The sequence below is a fragment of the Enterobacter sp. RHBSTW-01064 genome (assembly GCF_014103035.1).
Lineage (GTDB): Bacteria > Pseudomonadota > Gammaproteobacteria > Enterobacterales > Enterobacteriaceae > Enterobacter > Enterobacter mori.
On record NZ_JABXOU010000009.1, the window covers coordinates 47,476 to 67,653 of the forward strand.

Here is a 20,178-nt window from a genome sequence, read left to right on the forward strand (position 1 = left end):
TGTCATCAAGATTTAATATCAGTATAAAGAGTTGAAACTGCCAATGAAAAGATAATTAGCAGTTTCTTAAATAATTACCATGATGGCATTTTAAATAGTAGCCCCTCATCACCATCATCATGGAGAGTTAAGACAATTTCATCCTCGCGAAAAATCACATCGCTAGGTATATCAGAATCAATCACAGTAAGTATATATTGGACGCCGTAGATTGCTGGAATTAAACGGACATATTTTAAAAATTCTTTTTTCTTGCGGCTATCGAGGGTTTCCAACCCACCATCATGATAAATAAAGCGAATAAAGTTTTCTGTTGAATAAGCGATATTTATAGATAAGTCGAACCCCATACAAAGAATTTTCTTATAGCTGCAACCATCTGATTCACTTGTAAAGTTGAATTTTTCGTCAACAAATCCCGCATGGAATATTAAGTTTCCCTCTCCATTTTGCTCAGTAGAAATAAGGCCATCCTTATCTAAAACTAATCTTACAAAATCCGTAAAGTTAGTTTTTATAGTTTTATACACTGAAGTATCTGAGCGAGTTACTATATCTCTGTCAACTCTAATTTTCTCGATAACTTCATTTTTTTCTAACGTTAGCTCTCTTACATCTTGCTTCTTTAATTTAATCTGTTCACTTATGTCCAATTTGTTTTTTATGGCGTTTATTTCAGTGTTTATTATAACTAAGTGCTTTGATACTTCTTTATATTTATCAAAAATATAAGTATTTGAAAAAAATGAAATGCGTAATGCCTTTTCGTCATTGAGTTCTTTTAATCGAATAGACACATCAATTAATTGATGTTCTAACTCAACAATTTGTTTTTGTATAAACGAAACTCTCTCCGTAGTAATCGAACGGTTAAACTCTAATAGTTGCTCGTAAGATTTTTTTATTTGGTCACCAAATAATATACCAGCTTCTTCAAAGAGCTTTTCCGTTTTAATTAAACTGAAAGAGGCCGGTTTTTTTGATTCCGCTTTTTTTAATTTTTTTAAATTACTACTGACATAATATCTAATGCGGTTTAACTCCTCGATCTCGACATCAATATTGTCAGATAAACTTTCGATAGCATGCGCATCTGAGTCATTAAAGTTGAACTCATTGAGCTGATTTTCTAGGGCTTCTGCATTTTTAATTTTGAGGTTTAATGCATCTTTAAGCATTTCCTCCTCATTACCTTTAAATAGCCCTAACTCTTTTTGTAACTCATTCAGCACTACATATGCTTTGTCTATATTGTTTTTGAGCTCATAGTTTTTCTTTAAATTATCTGAATCAAATCCCAATAGATGACCAATGTATGGTTTCCAACTAATATGTTTAGGACCGAATTTTTGCAATTGAAATATATCATTAAAATCATCCTGACGTCTGAGCGCATAGCTTATTGCCATGCGATAATCCCACGGAGAAATACTAGTGAGATTGAGAATGCTGTCCAATATTAATTTTGCATTCCCTAGCGCCAAATTGGCGTAATCCCATTGTTCATCAATTAAATTAGTATAGTCTTGGTTTTTACTCTCATGCTTTTTAAGTGATATTTTTGTATTATTAATAACAGATCTTCTGATCGTTAAAAACTTACCATTATTTAACTTTATTTCGAAATAGAATACAAAATCACAGAATCTATCGTAATGCTTAAACAAAAAAGTAGAGCTACTTCTTTTTTTTAAGAATCCAAAATCAATTAATTCGGCGAGTTTACTTTTCCCTAGATTATGGGAATCCTTAGTTGTTTCCTCAGTAAGCTTAATTTTACCAATAATAACGTTAAACCCATCATTAAAAATGATAGGCTCAAATACACCAGGTTTATTAGAATAAATTCTTGATAATTTCATAATCCTGTATACTCAATTAAATCATTTTTAGGATGATATTGGATTAAATCTAGAAGAAATAGAAACTCGAGAGAAAGCTCAAGTAATGCAACAGAATTTTTATTGTAATCAAACAAAGCCAGTCTTAGCTCAGTAAATGTCTGGAATTGGTTTTTCTTTAGCAAGTTAATTAAAAATGCAGATGCTGCCATGATTGTGAGATCTGGATCAGCATTTTTATTCGGCTTAAGTAACATTATTCTCACCAATATCGCACTTATAATACATGTAATAAATCATTGTTCGAGTTAATGCTTTATTTCTTTTACAGTCATTATCTCTACTTAATATAAGCTCAATAGTATTCTCAATAACCTGATCAAATACATGCTCGTTGTTTTTGTATACACATATTTTCGCATGTAATTCTTCTGCAGTTTCGATATATTTTTGTTGGTATTCTTCATTTTCAGGCATTGAAAGAAAATCTTCTATCTCATAGAAATCTCCAAGTTTCTTCAAAATGGTAGATGCGTAGCTATTACTAAGATTATTAATCCTATTTTTAGATACGAAGTCAGTCCTTTCAAGGTTAGGTTCTAAATTTTTCTTCTTTAAATCAGGAAGAGCATCTTTGATAGAAACGATAATATCTGCCAAATCATCAGGCTGTATATTAAGAGGGAGATCATATGGATTTAAATCAATATTTTTAGAAATATGAGGGAAACGTTTAAAATAATTACCCATTGTTTCAACGCCCATTAAACCTATATTCTCCATTCCTAACCCAGACTGTTCAGAAATGTATGCTTTGATTTTCTCATTAGCGTTAGCTGGTAACTTCCTATTCGAGAATATTACATAGTTATCTAAACCATCATCACGAATGAGTTTCTTAATTTTTTGTGCTTCTAATGTAATAGTTGCATTTTCTGACGAAGGGTTGAAGAAATCCGGATCATTAAACTTACAATTATAACTCGTAGTGTGCTTAGCCTGTATAATAGTTAGACCGTCCCACGGACGGGTTGCTGAAGGATAAATCTGCGCCAATCCTTGGAATCTGGAGTCTCGACCGCCATCGGGACCATCGGAAAATGTTTCAGCCCCCATACCGAACAACTCGTAACATAGATGAATTACGAGGTGTTCAAATTGAGTAGGAGAAAGATCGGAATAATTATAATTCATTTGAGAACATCCACTTATTATAATTAATTTTTAATGATACTTAATTTATACCAACAATGTGCCCGTTTAACCAGTAATTTTATAAGGTCACTAGAGAAGTTTCTTCTCTTTGAACACTCAACAACAGGATACTTTTTGATAAATCTTTTTGATAAACTTTTGATAACCATTCGAAAACTAATAATAAAAACGGGAACCAAATGGCTCCCGTTCTTATTTAACCCAGCATCAGGATTACATGTTCGCGATGATCGCGTCGCCAAACTCTGAGCATTTCAGCAGTTTAGCGCCTTCCATCAGACGTTCAAAGTCATAGGTTACGGTTTTCGCGTTAATCGCGCCTTCCATACCTTTAACGATCAGGTCTGCGGCTTCGAACCATTCCATATGACGCAGCATCATCTCTGCGGACAGAATAATTGAGCCTGGGTTCACTTTGTCCTGGCCTGCGTATTTAGGCGCAGTACCGTGGGTCGCTTCGAACAGAGCGCACTCGTCACCGATGTTCGCACCAGGGGCGATACCGATACCGCCAACCTGCGCTGCCAGGGCGTCAGAGATGTAGTCACCGTTCAGGTTCATACAGGCGATCACGTCGTATTCAGCAGGACGCAGCAGGATCTGCTGGAGGAACGCATCGGCGATCACATCTTTAATGATGATCTCTTTGCCGGTGTTCGGGTTCTTGATCTTCTGCCACGGGCCGCCGTCGATCAGCTCACCGCCGAACTCTTCGGTCGCCAACTGGTAGCCCCAGTCTTTGAACGCGCCTTCGGTGAACTTCATGATGTTGCCTTTGTGAACCAGGGTCACAGAGTCACGGTCGTTGGTGATCGCATATTCGATGGCCGCACGCACCAGACGCTTGGTACCGTCTTCAGAGCATGGCTTGATGCCAATACCGCAATGCTCAGGGAAACGAATTTTCTTCACGCCCATCTCTTCGCGCAGGAATTTAATCACTTTTTCTGCGTCAGCAGAGTCAGCTTTCCATTCGATACCCGCGTAGATGTCTTCTGAGTTTTCGCGGAAGATAACCATATCGGTCAGTTCAGGGTGCTTAACCGGGCTTGGGGTGCCCTGATAGTAACGAACCGGACGCAGACACACGTACAGGTCCAGCTCCTGACGCAGCGCCACGTTCAGGGAACGGATACCGCCGCCAACTGGCGTCGTCAGTGGGCCTTTAATAGCAACGCGGTAGTCGCGGATCAGGTCCAGCGTTTCTGCTGGCAGCCAGACGTCCTGGCCATAAACTTGAGTCGATTTCTCACCGGTGTAAATTTCCATCCAGGAAATTTTACGCTCGCCTTTGTAGGCTTTCTCAACAGCGGCATCAACCACTTTCAGCATTGCCGGGGTAACGTCTACACCGATACCGTCGCCTTCAATGAACGGGATAATCGGATTGTGAGGAACGTTAATCTTGCCGTTTTGCAGGGTGATCTTTTTACCTTCCGCCGGAACAACTACTTTGCTTTCCATTAACCTCTCCTTCGAGCGCTTCTGGTTGTTACTGATCTTATGTTAATAAATTGTAATGAGCCCTTCGATAGTACCTGAATGTCCGACGCCATGAAAGGTCTTCGTTATTAGGCTATAATGCGGCAATTGATAACGCCTGAAAATACCATGAAGAAAACTTCTTTTACAAAACACCGGGTTGAGCGATTCAGCTCGCGACAAGCCACCAGAAGACCGCAAGAAACCCAGCCGACGCGGGTGATTCTGTTCAATAAACCCTACGATGTTTTGCCGCAGTTCACCGACGAGGCCGGGCGCAGCACGCTGAAGGACTACATCCCCGTGCAGGGCGTTTACGCCGCCGGGCGACTGGACCGCGACAGCGAAGGGCTACTGGTCTTAACCAACGACGGCGCCTTGCAGGCAAAGCTCACGCAACCGGGCAAACGTACCGGCAAAATTTACTTTGTGCAGGTTGAAGGTGAACCGGATGACGCGACGCTGGCGACGTTGCGCAGCGGCGTGACGTTAAATGACGGTCCCACCCTGCCCGCGGGTATTGAGCGCGTGAATGAGCCGGAATGGTTATGGCCGCGCAACCCGCCGATTCGTGAACGTAAATCCATTCCGACAAGCTGGCTTAAAATTACCCTTTACGAAGGCCGCAACCGTCAGGTTCGTCGGATGACGGCACACGTTGGCTTCCCTACCCTGCGTCTGATTCGCTACGCCATGGGCAGCTACACGCTGGATTCACTGGCGAACGGCGAATGGCGGGACGCTGTCCCTTAAGGAGAAACGATGTTCAAACCTCATGTTACGGTCGCCTGTGTGGTTCACGCCCAGGGCAAATTCCTTGTTGTTGAAGAGAGCATCAACGGCAAAGCGCTGTGGAACCAGCCTGCCGGGCATCTTGAAGCCAATGAAACCCTACTCCAGGCAGCGAAGCGCGAGCTGTGGGAAGAGACCGGCATTCACGCTGAGCCCCAGCATTTCATCCGTATGCACCAGTGGATCGCGCCCGATAGCACCCCCTTCCTGCGTTTTTTATTCACCGTTGAGCTTAGCGAAACGTGCGCCACTGAACCGCACGATGACGATATCGATCGCTGCCTGTGGGTGACCGCCGACGAGATCCTGAACGCGCCAAACCTGCGCTCGCCGCTGGTTGCGGAAAGCATCCGCTGCTGGCAGTCTGCGGTTCGCCTGCCGCTGGATGTCATCGGAGAATTTAACTGGCCGTTTACAGAGGGTGTCAACGGTGGGGGGGCGTGATAGAATACGCCGCCTTGAAGTTCAATGTCGTGAGTATTCCATGTCAGATAATAGCCAGAAAAAAGTGATCGTCGGCATGTCCGGCGGTGTCGATTCCTCCGTTTCCGCCTACCTGTTACAGCAACAGGGCTATAAGGTGGAGGGCCTGTTCATGAAGAACTGGGAGGAAGATGATGGTGAGGAATATTGCACTGCCGCGGCGGATCTCGCCGATGCGCAGGCCGTGTGCGACAAGCTTGGCATTGAACTGCACACCGTAAACTTTGCGGCGGAATACTGGGACAACGTCTTTGAACTGTTCTTGGAAGAGTACAAAGCGGGCCGCACGCCGAACCCCGATATTCTCTGCAACAAAGAGATCAAATTCAAAGCCTTCCTGGAATTCGCCGCAGAAGATTTGGGCGCAGACTACATTGCGACCGGTCACTACGTGCGTCGCGCAGGTGTGAATGGCAAAAGCCAGCTCCTGCGCGGTCTGGACGGCAATAAAGATCAGAGCTACTTCCTTTACACGCTGAGCCACGAACAGATTGCCCAAAGCCTGTTCCCGGTCGGCGAGCTGGAAAAGCCGGAAGTGCGTAAAATCGCCGAAGAGCTGGACCTGATCACCGCCAAGAAAAAAGACTCCACCGGCATCTGCTTCATCGGCGAGCGCAAATTCCGCGATTTCCTGGGACGTTACCTGCCTGCACAGCCGGGTAAAATTGTCACCGTCGACGGTGAAGAGATTGGCCAGCATCAGGGTCTGATGTACCACACGCTCGGCCAGCGTAAAGGTCTGGGGATTGGCGGGACCAAAGAAGGTAGTGAAGATCCGTGGTACGTCGTCGACAAAGATGTTGAAAACAACATTCTGGTTGTCGCCCAGGGCCACGATCATCCGCGTCTTATGTCCGTTGGGCTTATCGCGCAGCAGCTGCACTGGGTCGATCGCGAGCCGCTGAAAGGCACGCTCCGCTGCACGGTGAAAACACGCTACCGTCAGACCGACATTCCCTGCACCATTACCGCGCTTGATGACGATCGCATTGACGTGCGTTTCGACGAGCCGGTCGCAGCCGTCACCCCGGGTCAGTCCGCTGTCTTCTACAGCGGTGAGATCTGCCTGGGCGGCGGGATCATTGAACAGCGCCTGCCGCTGCCTGCTGTTTAATACGATTGCACACATAAAGGAGACCGTGTGGCGAAGAACTACTATGACATCACCCTGGCGCTGGCGGGAATTTGCCAGTCAGCCCGTCTGGTGCAACAGCTGGCGCATCAGGGTCACTGCGACGCCGATGCCCTGCACGTTTCACTTAACAGCGTTATCGATCTCAACCCGGGCTCTACGCTGGGTGTTTTCGGCGGCAGTGAAGCCAATCTTCGTCTCGGTCTTGAAACCCTGCTCGGCGTGCTCAATGCCAGCAACCGTCAGGGGTTAAACGCGGAATTAACCCGCTACACGTTAAGCCTGATGGTACTGGAACGTAAGCTGAACGCCGCAAAAGGCGCAATGAATACGCTGGGCGATCGCATTGCCGGGCTGCAGCGTCAGCTCGAACATTTTGACCTGCAGTCGGAAACGCTGTTGAGCGCGATGGCGGGGATTTATGTCGACGTCATCAGCCCGCTAGGCCCTCGCATTCAGGTCACCGGTTCTCCTGCGGTACTGCAAAGTCCACAGGTTCAGGCGAAGGTTCGCGCCTCGCTGCTGGCGGGCATCCGCGCCGCCGTGCTGTGGCACCAGGTCGGCGGCGGCCGCCTGCAGTTAATGTTTTCTCGTAATCGCCTGACCACTCAGGCAAAACAAATTCTTGCTCATTGTTAACCTTCCGGAGTTGCGAATTATGGAATTATCCTCACTGACCGCCGTATCCCCTGTCGATGGACGCTACGGCGATAAAGTCAGCGCGCTGCGCGGGATCTTCAGCGAATATGGTTTGCTGAAGTTCCGTGTTCAGGTTGAAGTACGCTGGCTGCAGAAGCTGGCCGCCCAGGCAGCAATCAAGGAAGTTCCTGCTTTTGACGAAAAGGCAAACGATTACCTTGATAAAATCGTTGCTGACTTCAATGAAGAAGATGCTGCGCGCATTAAGACCATTGAACGCACCACCAACCACGATGTGAAGGCGGTTGAGTATTTCCTGAAAGAGAAAGTGGAAAGCGTTCCTGCCCTGCACGCCGTGTCTGAATTCATTCACTTTGCCTGTACCTCTGAAGACATCAATAACTTGTCTCACGCGCTGATGCTCTCCACCGCGCGCAAAGAAGTCGTGCTGCCATACTGGCGTAAAATCATCGACGCGGTGAAAGCGCTGTCTGTGGAATATCGCGACATTCCGCTGCTTTCCCGTACCCACGGCCAGCCAGCTACCCCATCTACCATGGGTAAAGAGATGGCGAACGTGGCATACCGTATGGAGCGTCAGTATCGTCAGCTGGAGCAGGTTGAGATCCTCGGCAAAATCAACGGTGCCGTTGGTAACTATAACGCCCACATCGCCGCCTATCCGGAAGTGGACTGGCACCAGTTCAGCGGAGAGTTCGTGACCTCTCTGGGCATCCAGTGGAACCCATACACCACCCAGATTGAGCCGCATGACTACATCGCGGAACTGTTTGACTGCATCGCCCGCTTCAACACCATCCTGATCGACTTCGATCGTGACGTGTGGGGCTATATCGCGCTGAACCACTTCAAACAGAAAACCATCGCCGGTGAAATCGGTTCGTCCACCATGCCGCACAAAGTGAACCCGATTGACTTCGAAAACTCCGAAGGCAACCTGGGCCTGGCGAACGCCATGCTGCAGCATATGGCGAGCAAACTGCCGGTTTCCCGCTGGCAGCGTGACCTGACTGACTCCACCGTACTGCGTAACCTCGGCGTAGGCATTGGCTACGCGCTGATCGCCTATCAGTCCACCCTGAAAGGCGTGAGCAAACTGGAAGTGAACCGCGATCGTCTGCTGGACGAACTGGATCACAACTGGGAAGTGCTGGCGGAGCCAATCCAGACCGTGATGCGCCGTTACGGCATTGAAAAACCGTATGAGAAGTTGAAAGAGCTGACCCGTGGCAAACGCGTGGACGCTGAAGGCATGAAGCAGTTTATCGACGGTCTGGAACTGCCGGAGGACGAGAAAACGCGTCTCAAGGCGATGACCCCGGCGAACTATATTGGTCGCGCCGTCACGATGGTTGACGAGCTGAAGTAACCCCTTCTCCCCCTTTTCGCCCGAAAAGGGGGATGCTTTTCCCCGGTTTAGTCAATGTTTATCACCACAACAACATAATCAGCGTTAAACTATTCATACCAATTATTTAGGGAGAAGAGATGATGCGCGTACTGGTTGTTGAGGATAACGCATTGCTACGTCATCACCTGAAAGTTCAGCTTCAGGAGATGGGACATCAGGTGGACGATGCTGAAGATGCAAAAGAAGCCGATTATTATCTCAATGAACACCTGCCGGATATCGCCATTGTCGATTTAGGCTTGCCGGATGAAGACGGTCTCTCGCTGATCCGTCGCTGGCGCAGCCATGACGTCTCTCTGCCGGTGCTGGTCCTGACCGCCCGTGAAGGCTGGCAGGATAAAGTGGAAGTGCTCAGCGCGGGTGCGGACGACTACGTGACGAAGCCGTTTCATATCGAAGAAGTCGCTGCGCGCATGCAGGCGCTGTTACGTCGCAACAGCGGTCATGCCTCACAGGTTATCTCCCTTCCGCCATTCCAGGTTGATCTTTCCCGCCGCGAATTTTCTATTAATAATGAAGTGGTCAAGCTGACGGCGTTCGAGTACACCATCATGGAGACGCTTATCCGCAATAATGGCAAAGTGGTGAGCAAGGATTCCTTAATGCTCCAGCTTTACCCGGATGCCGAGCTACGGGAGAGCCACACCATTGACGTGCTGATGGGACGTTTGCGCAAAAAAATTCAGGCGCAATACCCGCAGGACGTGATCACCACGGTTCGTGGTCAGGGTTACCTGTTCGAATTACGCTAATGAAAGGGATTTCACGTCACTTTCTGCCCCTTTCGCTGCGGGTTCGCTTTCTGCTGGCAACCGCTGCCGTGGTGCTTGTGCTTTCTCTTTCCTATGGATTAGTGGCGCTGGTCGGGTATAGCGTGAGCTTCGATAAAACAACCTTCCGTCTGTTACGCGGCGAAAGTAACCTGTTTTATACACTGGCGAAGTGGGAAGATAACCACATTACCGTGGATATGCCTGAGCACCTCAATCAGCAAAGCCCAACGCTGGCGTTAATTTATGATGAAAAAGGCAAACTGCTGTGGGCTCAGCGCGACGTCCCCTGGTTGAAAAAACGCATTCGCCCGGAATGGCTCAGGACGAATGGTTTTCATGAGATTGAGGCCGATCTCAATTCAACCAGCGCATTGCTGCATGACGATCGCGCCCTTCAGCTAAAGCTGAATGAGATACGCGAGGATGACGACGACACGGAGATGACCCACTCCGTCGCCATTAATCTCTATCCCGCTACCATGAACATGCCGCAACTGACCATCGTGGTGATCGACACCATTCCGGTTGAGCTTAAACGTTCTTACATGGTCTGGAGCTGGTTCGTGTATGTTCTGGCCGCCAATCTTCTGCTGGTTATCCCTCTGCTGTGGGTCGCAGCATGGTGGAGTTTGCGTCCGATAGAATCACTGGCCAAAGAGGTTCGCGAGCTGGAAGAACATCATCGTGAAAAGCTCAACCCGGACACCACGCGCGAACTCACCAGCCTGGTGCGTAATCTTAACCGCCTGCTGAAAAGCGAGCGCGAACGCTATGATAAATACCGCACCACGCTCACCGACCTGACGCACAGCCTTAAGACGCCGCTGGCGGTCATGCAGAGCACGCTGCGTTCCATGCGTAGCTCAACGCTCAGCGTTGATGATGCAGAGCCTGTGATGCTTGAGCAGATCAGTCGCATCTCGCAGCAAATTGGCTATTATCTCCATCGCGCCAGCATGCGTTCAGGAAGTGCGTTATTGAGCCGCGAGCTGCATCCGGTGGCGCCTTTACTGGACAACCTCACTTCCGCGCTGAACAAGGTGTATCAGCGTAAAGGGGTGAACATCAGCCTCGATATCTCGCCGGAAATCAGCTTCGTGGGCGAGAAAAATGATTTCATGGAAGTGATGGGTAACCTGCTCGATAACGCCTGTAAATACTGCCTGGAGTTTGTGGAAGTGTCCGCGCGCCAGACGGATAACGAGCTGCACATCATCGTTGAAGACGACGGGCCCGGCATTCCCCGCAATAAACGTGAAGTGGTGTTTGATCGTGGTCAACGCGCCGATACGCTGCGTCCGGGTCAGGGAGTGGGGTTAGCCGTCGCCCGGGAGATTGTCGATCAGTACGATGGCAAAATTGAAACGGGTGAAAGCCTGCTGGGCGGTGCGCGAATGGAGGCTATTTTTGGCCGCCAGCATCCCACATCGAACGATACTTGACCCGTTATGTGAAAAATGCGCGGATCTCGCACTCAGGCTCCTGAGCTTCCGTTATAATCCGACTCAATAAGAGCCTGCGGAATAAAAAAATATGGAATATCACTTAGCACTTAACTGGCCCGAGTTTATCGAGCGCTACTGGCAAAAACGCCCGGTGGTTCTCAAACGCGGGTTCAGCAATTTTGTCGACCCTATCTCCCCTGACGAGCTGGCCGGCCTGGCCATGGAAAATGAAGTCGACAGCCGCCTGGTGAGCCACCAGGACGGAAAATGGCAGGTCAGCCACGGTCCTTTCGAAAGCTACGATCACCTGGGCGAAAATAACTGGTCTTTACTGGTGCAGGCGGTCAACAACTGGCATGAGCCTACCGCCGCCTTAATGCGCCCGTTCCGCGCCCTGCCCGACTGGCGAATGGACGATCTGATGATCTCCTTCTCCGTTCCCGGTGGCGGCGTTGGCCCGCATCTGGATCAGTACGACGTGTTTATCATTCAGGGTACCGGCCGCCGTCGCTGGCGCGTGGGTGACAAAGTGCCGATGAAACAGCACTGCCCGCATCCGGACCTGCTTCAGGTTGACCCGTTTGAAGGGATCATCGACGAAGAGCTGGAGCCGGGTGATATTCTCTACATTCCGCCGGGATTCCCGCACGAAGGTTACTCCCTGGAAAACTCGCTCAACTACTCCGTGGGGTTCCGCGCGCCAAGCGGTCGCGAAATGATCAGCGGCTTCGCTGACTATGTTCTGCAGCGCGAGCTGGGCAGCTATCGCTACAGCGACCCGGACGTGCCATCGCGTGAACACCCTGCTGACATCCTGCCGGAAGAGCTTGATAAGCTGCGCGGCATGATGCTGGATTTGATCAACGAGCCGGAACATTTCAAACAGTGGTTTGGTGAGTTTGTCAGCCAGTCACGCCACGAGCTGGACGTTGCGCCGCCGGAGCCACCGTATCAGGCCGATGAGATTTATGATGCCCTGCAACAGGGTGACAAGCTGGTTCGCCTCGGTGGATTACGCGTGCTGCGCATTGGTGAAGATGTCTTCGTGAACGGCGAAAAGCTGGACTCTCCGCACCGTCCGGCGCTGGACGCCATCGCCAGCCATCAGGTGTTGCACGCCGAAACGTTTGGCGACGCGCTGGAAGACCCGTCATTCCTTGCGATGCTGGCCGCGCTGGTGAACAGCGGGTATTGGTTCTTTGAGGACTAAGTCGCTGTAATGCCCGGTGGCGCTTCGCTTACCGGGCCTACGATCCGAATGTAGGCCGGGTAAGGCGTAGCCGCCACCCGGCTTTTTACTTCCGCTCACCTGCCGCAAAATCCTCGATCTCTCCGGCCCAATCCTCTGGATATAACCCTTCCCGTACGTCCCGATGAAACGTTGAATACGGCCAGTCGCGAACCTTACTGACGTAGCCATGCTTCAGCGGATTGATATAGACGTAATCCACATGCCGCCGGTAATCCTGTTCATTGCGAATGGTGTGCTCCCAGAAACGCGGCTGCCATATGTGGCGCATGTCGATGTTGCGGCTAAACGTTTTTTTAATATCCCGCCAGCGGGCCGAAAAGTCGCTGTCGCCTTCCGGTAAAGTCCAAATACAGTGCATATGTTCGGGAAGGATAACCCAGGCGTTTATGGTAAAGGGCTTCGCGCGTTTAACCATAGAGGTGGCAGCACGCAGGCTATCAATGTGACGGGTAAGCAAATCGCTTTGGCGGTTTTGAAGGTTAACGGTGAAGAACCAGGTACCGCCAGGGACGTAATGACGACGGTAGTTTGACATTGGCGTTCCTTGCCTTTCTGCCCGGTGGCGCTTCGCTTACCGGGCCTACAATCCGAACGTAGGCCCGGTAAGGCGCAGCCGCCACCGGGCGATTTTTCACCGCTTCGCGGTTAACTCAGCTATCCGCACAATCACCTTCACCGCTTTTTCCATCCCTTCCAGCGTCACAAACTCATGCTTGCCGTGGTAGTTATACCCGCCGGTAAACAGGTTCGGGCAAGGTAATCCCATAAACGACAATTGCGAGCCATCAGTACCACCGCGAATCGGCTTCAGCTGCGGTTCAATGTCACAGTCGCGCATGGCCTGCTGAGCGATGTCGAGGATATGAGGATGCTCCATCACCTTCTCACGCATATTGTAATAGCTGTCTTCTATGATCAGCTCAATATAGCAATCAGGGTGTAACCCTTTCCCCACCTTCTTGGCGATCTCCATCATCTTACGCTTGCGCGCCTCAAAGGCCTTGCGGTCGAAATCGCGTACGATGTAGTGCATCTGCGCGCTGTCCACGGTGCCTTTGATGCTGGTCAGGTGATAGAAACCTTCATACCCTTCCGTCATTTCAGGGCTCTCTTCCGCCGGAACCTCAGCATGAATACGCGACGCCAGCGACAGCGCATTCACCATCACACCTTTCGCGGAGCCTGGGTGAACGTTGTTCCCCACAATCTTGATCGTCACCGACGCGGCGTTGAAGTTCTCATACTCGAGTTCACCGACGCCGCCGCCGTCAACGGTATAGGCCCACTTCGCATTGAAGGCCTCGACGTCGAAATGTTTTGCGCCCTTGCCCACCTCTTCATCCGGCGTAAAGGCCACGCGGATATCACCGTGCGGGATATTTTTGCCTTTCAGCACCGCCAGCGCCGTCATGATCTCCGCAATGCCCGCCTTGTCATCCGCCCCTAGCAGCGTTTTGCCGTCAGTGGTGATCAGCGTCTGGCCCAGCAGCTGATGCAAAACCGGGAACATCACCGGCGAGAGCACTTCATCGCCAATACCCAGCGCGATATCGCCGCCGCGGTAGTTTTCAACAATCTGCGGGTTCACATGTTTACCGCTAAAATCCGGAGAGGTGTCGACATGCGAGATAAAGCCAATCGCCGGGATATCCCCGTCGACATTGGCAGGCAGCGTTCCCATCACAGTGCCTTTCTCGCTTAACGTGACGTTGACCAGCCCCATGGCGTCAAGCTGCTCTTTAAGCAGGTTTAATAACTTCCACTGGCCTTCGGTGCTCGGCACCTGGCGAACACCCGGTTTAGATTGGGTATCCAGCGAAACGTACTGTAAAAAACGCTCAAGTAATTTATCCATGCAGTCACCCTCACTTTTTGTGACAACATTATCAATAAGCATCAAAACGCAAATATTGCGTCAGGTCACTTTTATCCCGCAAACGAGAACTTTTTTCGTTTATGTCATGCAGCGTTTATAAATGTAGCTTATGAATCAGTGACAAGGATTGGCGATTGCAGGGGATTGCCGTAGAATGTCCGCCCTCATTACGAGTCACCAAGGTGGTTACACACAAACCCCGCTTCGGTCTGCTGCCTGAGGCGTCTATATGGGACAGCGCAAAAATTGAATACACAATCCCGTTCACGTTCACCGCTGGTGCAACTGGAACGAATTCGTAAAAACTTTGATGGTAAAGACGTTATTTCCGACCTCACGCTCACCATCAACGACGGTGAGTTTCTGACGCTGCTTGGCCCCTCTGGCTGCGGCAAAACCACCGTACTGCGCCTTATCGCCGGGCTTGAAAGCGTTGATAACGGCCATATCCATCTTGAGAACCAGGATATTACCCAGGTTCCCGCAGAAGACAGACACGTCAATACCGTCTTTCAGAGCTACGCCCTGTTCCCGCACATGACCGTGTTTGAGAACGTCGCGTTTGGTCTGCGGATGCAAAAAACACCTGCCGCCGAGATCCCACCGCGCGTCACCGAAGCCCTGCGGATGGTGCAACTGGAAGAGTTCGCCCAGCGTAAACCCCATCAGCTTTCCGGCGGCCAGCAGCAGCGCGTGGCCATCGCCCGCGCCGTGGTCAACAAGCCGCGTCTGCTCCTGCTGGATGAATCCCTCTCCGCGCTGGATTACAAGCTGCGCAAGCAGATGCAGAACGAATTGAAAGCCTTACAGCGTAAGCTGGGTATTACCTTTGTTTTTGTGACCCACGACCAGGAAGAAGCCCTGACCATGTCCGACCGCATCGTGGTGATGCGTGACGGAAAAATCGAGCAGGACGGCACGCCGCGCGAAATCTACGAAGAGCCGAAGAATCTGTTTGTCGCCAGCTTCATCGGTGAGATCAATATCTTCGACGCCACGGTGATTGAACGCCTGGACGACCAGCGCGTGCGCGCCAGCGTTGAAGGCCGTGAGTGCACTATCGCGGTGAATTTCCCCGTTGAAAAGGGACAAAAGCTTAACGTCCTGCTGCGCCCGGAAGATCTGCGCGTCGAGGAAATTCATGGCAATACCGAGGCCGAAGGGTTAATCGGCTATATCCGCGAGCGCAACTACAAAGGGATGACGCTGGAGTCCGTTGTTGAGCTGGAAAACGGCAAGATGGTGATGGTCAGCGAGTTCTTTAACGAGGATGACCCTGACTTCGACCACTCTCTCGACCAGAAAATGGTTATCAACTGGGTAGAAAGCTGGGAGGTTGTGCTGGCTGATGAAGAACACAAGTAAATTCCAGAATGTGGTGATCGCCACGATCGTCGGTTGGCTTGTGCTGTTTGTCTTTTTACCCAACCTGATGATCGTTGCGACCAGCTTCCTGACCCGCGACGACGCTAACTTCGTTTCGCTGGTCTTTACGCTGGACAACTACGCGCGCCTGCTCGATCCGCTCTATTTTGACGTGCTGCTGCACTCGCTCAATATGGCGCTGATTGCCACCCTCGCCTGTCTGGTGCTGGGTTATCCTTTCGCATGGTTCCTCGCGGGCCTGCCGCAAAAGGTACGCCCCCTGCTGCTGTTTTTACTGATTGTTCCCTTCTGGACCAACTCGTTAATCCGCATCTACGGGCTGAAAATCTTCCTGAGCACGAAAGGCTATCTCAACGAGTTTCTGCTGTGGCTGGGGGTGATTGATACGCCAATCCGTATTATGTTCACGCCGAGCGCGGTGATTGTCGGCCTGGTTTATATCCTGCTGCCGTTTATGGTGATGCCGCTCTACTCCAGCATCGAGAAGCTGGATAAACCGCTGCTGGAAGCGGCAAGAGATCTGGGTGCCAGTAAGCTGCAGACCTTTATCCGCATCATTATTCCGCTGACGATGCCCGGTATTATTGCAGGCTGTCTGCTGGTGATGCTCCCGGCGATGGGCTTGTTCTATGTGTCGGATCTGATGGGCGGTGCGAAAAACCTGCTGATCGGTAACGTGATCAAGAGTCAATTCCTCAACATCCGCGACTGGCCGTTCGGCTCGGCCACCAGCATTACGCTGACGGTGGTGATGGGCCTGATGCTGCTGGTCTACTGGCGCGCCTCGCGCCTGCTGAATAAAAAGGTGGAGCTCGAATGATCGGTCGACTGCTTCGCGGCGGTTTCATGACCGCCATTTATGCCTGGCTCTATATCCCGATCGTAATTTTGATCGTGAACTCATTCAATAGCTCGCGGTTCGGGATTAACTGGCAGGGCTTTACCACCAACTGGTACAGCCTGCTGATGAACAACGACAGCCTGCTGCAGGCCGCTCAGCACTCGCTGACGATGGCGATCGTCTCCGCCACCTTCGCGACGCTGATTGGCTCCCTCACCGCCGTCGCGCTCTACCGCTACCGCTTTCGCGGCAAACCGTTCGTCAGCGGCATGCTGTTTGTAGTGATGATGTCGCCGGATATCGTCATGGCCATTTCGCTGCTGGTGCTGTTTATGCTGCTGGGTGTACAGCTTGGCTTCTGGTCGCTGCTGTTCTCGCATATCACCTTCTGCCTGCCGTTTGTGGTGGTGACCGTCTTTGCGCGTCTTAAAGGGTTCGACGTGCGTATGCTGGAGGCGGCGAAAGATCTGGGCGCCAGCGAGATGACCATCCTGCGTAAAATCATCCTGCCGCTGGCAATGCCTGCCGTGGCGGCCGGATGGCTGCTCAGCTTTACTCTGTCGATGGATGACGTGGTGGTCTCCTCCTTCGTGACCGGGCCGAGCTATGAAATTCTGCCGTTGAAGATCTATTCAATGGTGAAAGTCGGCGTCTCACCTGAGGTGAACGCGCTGGCGACCATTCTGCTGGTGTTGTCGCTGGTTCTGGTGATTGCCAGCCAGGTTATTGCTCGTGATAAAACAAAATCTCAGGGGACAATGAAATGAAAAAAATGCTCGCCGCTGCGGCGCTGGTGCTTGGTATGGGTGCCGCGCACGCTGATGACAGCAAAACGCTCTACTTCTACAACTGGACCGAATACGTGCCGCCAGGTCTACTGGAACAGTTCACCAAAGAGACGGGCATCAAGGTTATCTACTCGACCTATGAGTCGAATGAAACCATGTACGCCAAGCTGAAAACCTACAAAGACGGTGCGTACGATCTGGTCGTGCCTTCCACCTACTTTGTCGACAAAATGCGCAAAGAGGGCATGATCCAGAAGATCGATAAAACGAAGCTAACCCATTTTTCAAACCTCGATCCGGAGATGCTTAACAAACCGTTCGATCCCAATAACGACTACTCCATTCCTTACATCTGGGGTGCGACAGCGATTGGCGTGAACAGCGATGCCATCGATCCGAAAACGGTTACAGGCTGGGCCGATCTGTGGAAACCGGAATACAAAGGTAGCCTGCTGTTAACCGACGATGCGCGCGAGGTGTTCCAGATAGCGCTGCGTAAACTCGGCTATTCCGGTAACACCACCGATCCGAAAGAGATCGAAGCGGCCTACAACGAGCTGAAAAAGCTGATGCCTAACGTGGCGGCATTCAACTCTGATAACCCGGCAAACCCGTATATGGAAGGCGAAGTGAATCTGGGGATGGTGTGGAACGGCTCCGCGTATGTTGCCCGCCAGGCCGGTACGCCGCTGGAGGTCGTCTGGCCGAAAGAAGGCGGGATCTTCTGGATGGATAGCCTGTCGATTCCGGCCAACGCGAAAAACGTGGACGGCGCGCTGAAGCTGATTAACTTCCTGCTGCGCCCCGACGTGGCGAAACAGGTGGCTGAAACCATCGGCTACCCGACGCCAAATCTGGCTGCACGCAAGCTGTTAAGCCCTGAAGTCGCGAATGATAAATCGCTGTACCCTGATGCTGATACCGTTAGCAAAGGCGAATGGCAGAACGACGTGGGTGACGCGAGCCGTCTTTATGAAGAGTATTATCAGAAGTTAAAAGCAGGTCGTTGAGATATGACGGGCGACGCGATGTCGCCCGCCACAACTACAGCCCCTTCAGGAGTTTATCCACAAAAGCGGGCACCACTTCACTTGCCAGGCCATAGTGTTTTTCTTCAAACTCACTGCCCACCTGACTCGGCTCCAGATTAAGCTCTACCGTATGCGCGCCCTGGAGTTTAGCCTCGTGAACAAATCCCGCCGCCGGATAGACGTGCCCGGACGTGCCGATGGCAATGAACACGTCCGCCATCGCCAGCGCGCTGTAGATCTCATCCATGCCCAGCGGCATTTCGCCGAACCACACCACGTGCGGGCGTAAACGCGCAGGAAACTGACAGCAATGGCATTTGTCTTCCGGCAGCACATCCTCTTTCCAGTCCAGCACCTGACCGCTCCAGGCGCAGCGAACCTTGAGCAACTCGCCATGCATGTGGATGATGTTCTTGTTACCCGCCCGCTCGTGCAGGTTATCGATATTCTGCGTCACCAGCAGAAAACGATCCCCCAGCGCCTCTTCCAGCTTAGCCAGCGCCAGATGCGCCGCATTCGGCGCAATCTCAGGCTGCTGAAGCTGACGACGGCGGGCGTTATAAAACGCCTGCACCAGGTCCGGATCGCGGGCGAAACCTTCCGGCGTCGCCACGTCCTCGACACGGTGCTCTTCCCACAGCCCGTCCGCCGCGCGGAAGGTTCGAATTCCTGACTCGGCGGAGATCCCCGCGCCGGTCAGCACCACCACTCTGGGTTTATCCATCGCTTCTGGCATCATTCTGTCTCTGAAAAAGATCCGCTGGCGCAAGCGCTCACGCAAGCGGCGTTTGTTTTTGCGAAAACGGCTGAGTCGACCCTGGCGACGCGACAGCATAGAAACCTCGTAGACTAATCGGTGAGATGAAGGAATGCGGCTCCGCGCATGCCTCCCGCATCCCCGTGTCGCGCGCGTTCAATACGCGGCACGCGGGCGACCGGCAATAAATGTCGGGGCAAACGCCCGGACAGCTGTTCCGTAATCGCAGTAAAGTTTGATAGCCCTCCCCCAATCACCAGCAGATCCGGGTCGACGATGGTGAGAATATTTCCCAGACACACCGCCAGCAGATCAAGATAGCGCTCGACGTGCTCACGCGCCTGCGCATCCCCCTGCTCCCACAGGGTGATGATTTGGGGGGCTTCAAGTTTCTGATGATAGAAGTGTTCGTAAAGCCATGCAAACCCGCGACCGGAGAGGGTGTTCTCAATACAGCCATGCTGGCCACAGCCGCAGCGGGTGAGCGGAAAATCACGCCCAACGACCTCCAGCGCGTCCACCGGCAGACGAATGTGACCGAACTCGCCGGTGATGTAGCTGCGCCCGGTAATCGGTTTGCCATTAATAACAATCCCACCTCCAACGCCCGTACCGAGGATCAGCCCCATCACCAGTGGGTACTGGCGAAACTCATCGTCCCAGGCTTCGGAGAGGGCAAAACAGTTGGCATCGTTATCTAAACGCACATCGCGTTCAAGGAGGGCAGAGAGATCGGCGCGCAGCGGTTTGCCGCTGGCGGCAGGCACGTTGGCGGCATACAGCGTACCATCGTCGGTTTCCGGCATGCCCGGAATGCCGATGCCGACGCTGCCTTTCACGCCAAAGCGTTCATCAGCTTGCGCTACCAGTGCGGCAATGGCGGTTAAAAATTCGTCGTAGCTTTCGCGCGGCGTGGGAACGCGGGTTTCCCACTGCAGTTTGAGGTCTTTATCAAACACGCCGAGCGCAATCTTGGTGCCGCCAATATCAAATCCGTAATACATGATGCATTC

20 protein-coding genes are annotated in these 20,178 nt (G+C 51.4%); 12 read left to right on the forward strand and 8 right to left on the reverse strand.

The annotated features are described in order from the left end of the window. Positions 1-74: 74 nt before the first annotated feature. From HV355_RS21545 to icd, 4 genes are all read right to left on the reverse strand, one after another. The gene (locus tag HV355_RS21545; RefSeq protein ID WP_182403394.1) at positions 75-1,862 is read right to left on the reverse strand and encodes a DUF2326 domain-containing protein; all 1,788 of its coding nucleotides are present in this window, start codon (positions 1,860-1,862) and stop codon (positions 75-77) included. Next, complete coding sequence (locus HV355_RS21550; protein ID WP_182403396.1) at positions 1,859-2,098, reverse strand: ABC-three component system middle component 8; 240 nt, start codon at positions 2,096-2,098, stop codon at positions 1,859-1,861. Before HV355_RS21550 ends, HV355_RS21545 begins: the two co-directional genes overlap by 4 nt. Then, positions 2,088-3,035 carry an ABC-three component system protein gene (locus tag HV355_RS21555; protein ID WP_182403398.1) on the reverse strand — a complete coding sequence of 316 codons (948 nt, stop codon included), beginning with the start codon at positions 3,033-3,035 and terminating at the stop codon, positions 2,088-2,090. The genes HV355_RS21550 and HV355_RS21555 overlap by 11 nt, the downstream gene beginning before the upstream one ends. A gap of 234 nt (positions 3,036-3,269) precedes the next feature. Next, entirely contained in the window at positions 3,270-4,520 is a 1,251-nt protein-coding gene (gene icd / locus HV355_RS21560; RefSeq protein WP_063142859.1) for an NADP-dependent isocitrate dehydrogenase, read from the reverse strand. Between the two features lie 117 nt (positions 4,521-4,637). Here icd and rluE point away from each other — a divergent pair, with 117 nt between their 5' ends. The 8 genes from rluE (at position 4,638) to HV355_RS21600 (ending at position 12,444) form a co-directional block, all read left to right on the forward strand. Beyond that, the gene (gene rluE, locus HV355_RS21565) at positions 4,638-5,291 is read left to right on the forward strand and encodes a 23S rRNA pseudouridine(2457) synthase RluE (RefSeq protein ID WP_010430011.1); all 654 of its coding nucleotides are present in this window, start codon (positions 4,638-4,640) and stop codon (positions 5,289-5,291) included. Between the two features lie 9 nt (positions 5,292-5,300). After that, positions 5,301-5,774, forward strand: a complete 474-nt coding sequence (locus tag HV355_RS21570) for an NUDIX hydrolase (RefSeq protein WP_089599908.1) — start codon at positions 5,301-5,303, stop codon at positions 5,772-5,774. Positions 5,775-5,814: 40 nt separating this feature from the next. After that, positions 5,815-6,927 carry a tRNA 2-thiouridine(34) synthase MnmA gene (mnmA, locus tag HV355_RS21575; protein WP_182403400.1) on the forward strand — a complete coding sequence of 371 codons (1,113 nt, stop codon included), beginning with the start codon at positions 5,815-5,817 and terminating at the stop codon, positions 6,925-6,927. 27 nt (positions 6,928-6,954) lie between these two features. Beyond that, positions 6,955-7,584 carry a high frequency lysogenization protein HflD gene (gene hflD, locus HV355_RS21580; RefSeq protein ID WP_126815342.1) on the forward strand — a complete coding sequence of 210 codons (630 nt, stop codon included), beginning with the start codon at positions 6,955-6,957 and terminating at the stop codon, positions 7,582-7,584. 19 nt (positions 7,585-7,603) lie between these two features. Then, a complete protein-coding gene (gene purB / locus HV355_RS21585) occupies positions 7,604-8,974 on the forward strand; it encodes an adenylosuccinate lyase (protein ID WP_182403402.1) in 1,371 nt (456 codons plus the stop codon). Positions 8,975-9,096: 122 nt separating this feature from the next. Beyond that, on the forward strand, positions 9,097-9,768 hold the full coding sequence (gene phoP / locus HV355_RS21590; RefSeq protein ID WP_010429800.1) for a two-component system response regulator PhoP: 672 nt from the start codon (positions 9,097-9,099) through the stop codon (positions 9,766-9,768). Then, positions 9,768-11,231 carry a two-component system sensor histidine kinase PhoQ gene (gene phoQ / locus HV355_RS21595; protein ID WP_182403404.1) on the forward strand — a complete coding sequence of 488 codons (1,464 nt, stop codon included), beginning with the start codon at positions 9,768-9,770 and terminating at the stop codon, positions 11,229-11,231. The genes phoP and phoQ overlap by 1 nt, the downstream gene beginning before the upstream one ends. A gap of 91 nt (positions 11,232-11,322) precedes the next feature. After that, on the forward strand, positions 11,323-12,444 hold the full coding sequence (locus HV355_RS21600; protein WP_182403406.1) for a cupin domain-containing protein: 1,122 nt from the start codon (positions 11,323-11,325) through the stop codon (positions 12,442-12,444). Between the two features lie 85 nt (positions 12,445-12,529). Here HV355_RS21600 and HV355_RS21605 read toward each other — a convergent pair whose 3' ends face one another. Continuing rightward, positions 12,530-13,021 carry a transposase gene (locus HV355_RS21605; protein WP_126815340.1) on the reverse strand — a complete coding sequence of 164 codons (492 nt, stop codon included), beginning with the start codon at positions 13,019-13,021 and terminating at the stop codon, positions 12,530-12,532. 96 nt (positions 13,022-13,117) lie between these two features. Beyond that, positions 13,118-14,341, reverse strand: coding sequence for a peptidase T (gene pepT, locus HV355_RS21610; protein ID WP_010429790.1), 1,224 nt, complete (start codon positions 14,339-14,341; stop codon positions 13,118-13,120). A 237-nt stretch (positions 14,342-14,578) separates the two neighbouring features. Here pepT and potA point away from each other — a divergent pair, with 237 nt between their 5' ends. Genes potA through potD form a run of 4 tightly spaced genes read left to right on the forward strand, consistent with a single transcriptional unit; the run spans position 14,579 to position 18,387 of the window. Beyond that, positions 14,579-15,727, forward strand: a complete 1,149-nt coding sequence (gene potA / locus HV355_RS21615) for a spermidine/putrescine ABC transporter ATP-binding protein PotA (RefSeq protein WP_182403477.1) — start codon at positions 14,579-14,581, stop codon at positions 15,725-15,727. Then, positions 15,711-16,568 carry a spermidine/putrescine ABC transporter permease PotB gene (gene potB / locus HV355_RS21620; protein ID WP_042718889.1) on the forward strand — a complete coding sequence of 286 codons (858 nt, stop codon included), beginning with the start codon at positions 15,711-15,713 and terminating at the stop codon, positions 16,566-16,568. Before potA ends, potB begins: the two co-directional genes overlap by 17 nt. After that, entirely contained in the window at positions 16,565-17,356 is a 792-nt protein-coding gene (gene potC / locus HV355_RS21625) for a spermidine/putrescine ABC transporter permease PotC (protein ID WP_042718888.1), read from the forward strand. The genes potB and potC overlap by 4 nt, the downstream gene beginning before the upstream one ends. Continuing rightward, the gene (gene potD, locus HV355_RS21630; RefSeq protein WP_100167025.1) at positions 17,353-18,387 is read left to right on the forward strand and encodes a spermidine/putrescine ABC transporter substrate-binding protein PotD; all 1,035 of its coding nucleotides are present in this window, start codon (positions 17,353-17,355) and stop codon (positions 18,385-18,387) included. The genes potC and potD overlap by 4 nt, the downstream gene beginning before the upstream one ends. A gap of 34 nt (positions 18,388-18,421) precedes the next feature. Here potD and cobB read toward each other — a convergent pair whose 3' ends face one another. Next, on the reverse strand, positions 18,422-19,243 hold the full coding sequence (gene cobB / locus HV355_RS21635) for a Sir2 family NAD+-dependent deacetylase (protein ID WP_010429776.1): 822 nt from the start codon (positions 19,241-19,243) through the stop codon (positions 18,422-18,424). A gap of 14 nt (positions 19,244-19,257) precedes the next feature. After that, positions 19,258-20,169, reverse strand: a complete 912-nt coding sequence (gene nagK, locus HV355_RS21640; protein WP_042718885.1) for an N-acetylglucosamine kinase — start codon at positions 20,167-20,169, stop codon at positions 19,258-19,260. Positions 20,170-20,178: the final 9 nt, after the last annotated feature.

Excerpts from the sequence above, each read along its gene's own strand:
- HV355_RS21545 (WP_182403394.1), bottom strand. The coding sequence starts at position 1,862 with ATGAAATTATCAAGAATTTATTCTAATAAACCTGGTGTATTTGAGCCT.
- HV355_RS21550 (WP_182403396.1), bottom strand. The coding sequence starts at position 2,098 with ATGTTACTTAAGCCGAATAAAAATGCTGATCCAGATCTCACAATCATG.
- HV355_RS21555 (WP_182403398.1), bottom strand. The coding sequence starts at position 3,035 with ATGAATTATAATTATTCCGATCTTTCTCCTACTCAATTTGAACACCTC.
- icd (WP_063142859.1), bottom strand. The coding sequence starts at position 4,520 with ATGGAAAGCAAAGTAGTTGTTCCGGCGGAAGGTAAAAAGATCACCCTG.
- rluE (WP_010430011.1), top strand. The coding sequence starts at position 4,638 with ATGCGGCAATTGATAACGCCTGAAAATACCATGAAGAAAACTTCTTTT.
- HV355_RS21570 (WP_089599908.1), top strand. The coding sequence starts at position 5,301 with ATGTTCAAACCTCATGTTACGGTCGCCTGTGTGGTTCACGCCCAGGGC.
- mnmA (WP_182403400.1), top strand. The coding sequence starts at position 5,815 with ATGTCAGATAATAGCCAGAAAAAAGTGATCGTCGGCATGTCCGGCGGT.
- purB (WP_182403402.1), top strand. The coding sequence starts at position 7,604 with ATGGAATTATCCTCACTGACCGCCGTATCCCCTGTCGATGGACGCTAC.
- phoP (WP_010429800.1), top strand. The coding sequence starts at position 9,097 with ATGCGCGTACTGGTTGTTGAGGATAACGCATTGCTACGTCATCACCTG.
- phoQ (WP_182403404.1), top strand. The coding sequence starts at position 9,768 with ATGAAAGGGATTTCACGTCACTTTCTGCCCCTTTCGCTGCGGGTTCGC.
- HV355_RS21600 (WP_182403406.1), top strand. The coding sequence starts at position 11,323 with ATGGAATATCACTTAGCACTTAACTGGCCCGAGTTTATCGAGCGCTAC.
- HV355_RS21605 (WP_126815340.1), bottom strand. The coding sequence starts at position 13,021 with ATGTCAAACTACCGTCGTCATTACGTCCCTGGCGGTACCTGGTTCTTC.
- pepT (WP_010429790.1), bottom strand. The coding sequence starts at position 14,341 with ATGGATAAATTACTTGAGCGTTTTTTACAGTACGTTTCGCTGGATACC.
- potB (WP_042718889.1), top strand. The coding sequence starts at position 15,711 with ATGAAGAACACAAGTAAATTCCAGAATGTGGTGATCGCCACGATCGTC.
- potC (WP_042718888.1), top strand. The coding sequence starts at position 16,565 with ATGATCGGTCGACTGCTTCGCGGCGGTTTCATGACCGCCATTTATGCC.
- potD (WP_100167025.1), top strand. The coding sequence starts at position 17,353 with ATGAAAAAAATGCTCGCCGCTGCGGCGCTGGTGCTTGGTATGGGTGCC.
- cobB (WP_010429776.1), bottom strand. The coding sequence starts at position 19,243 with ATGCTGTCGCGTCGCCAGGGTCGACTCAGCCGTTTTCGCAAAAACAAA.
- nagK (WP_042718885.1), bottom strand. The coding sequence starts at position 20,169 with ATGTATTACGGATTTGATATTGGCGGCACCAAGATTGCGCTCGGCGTG.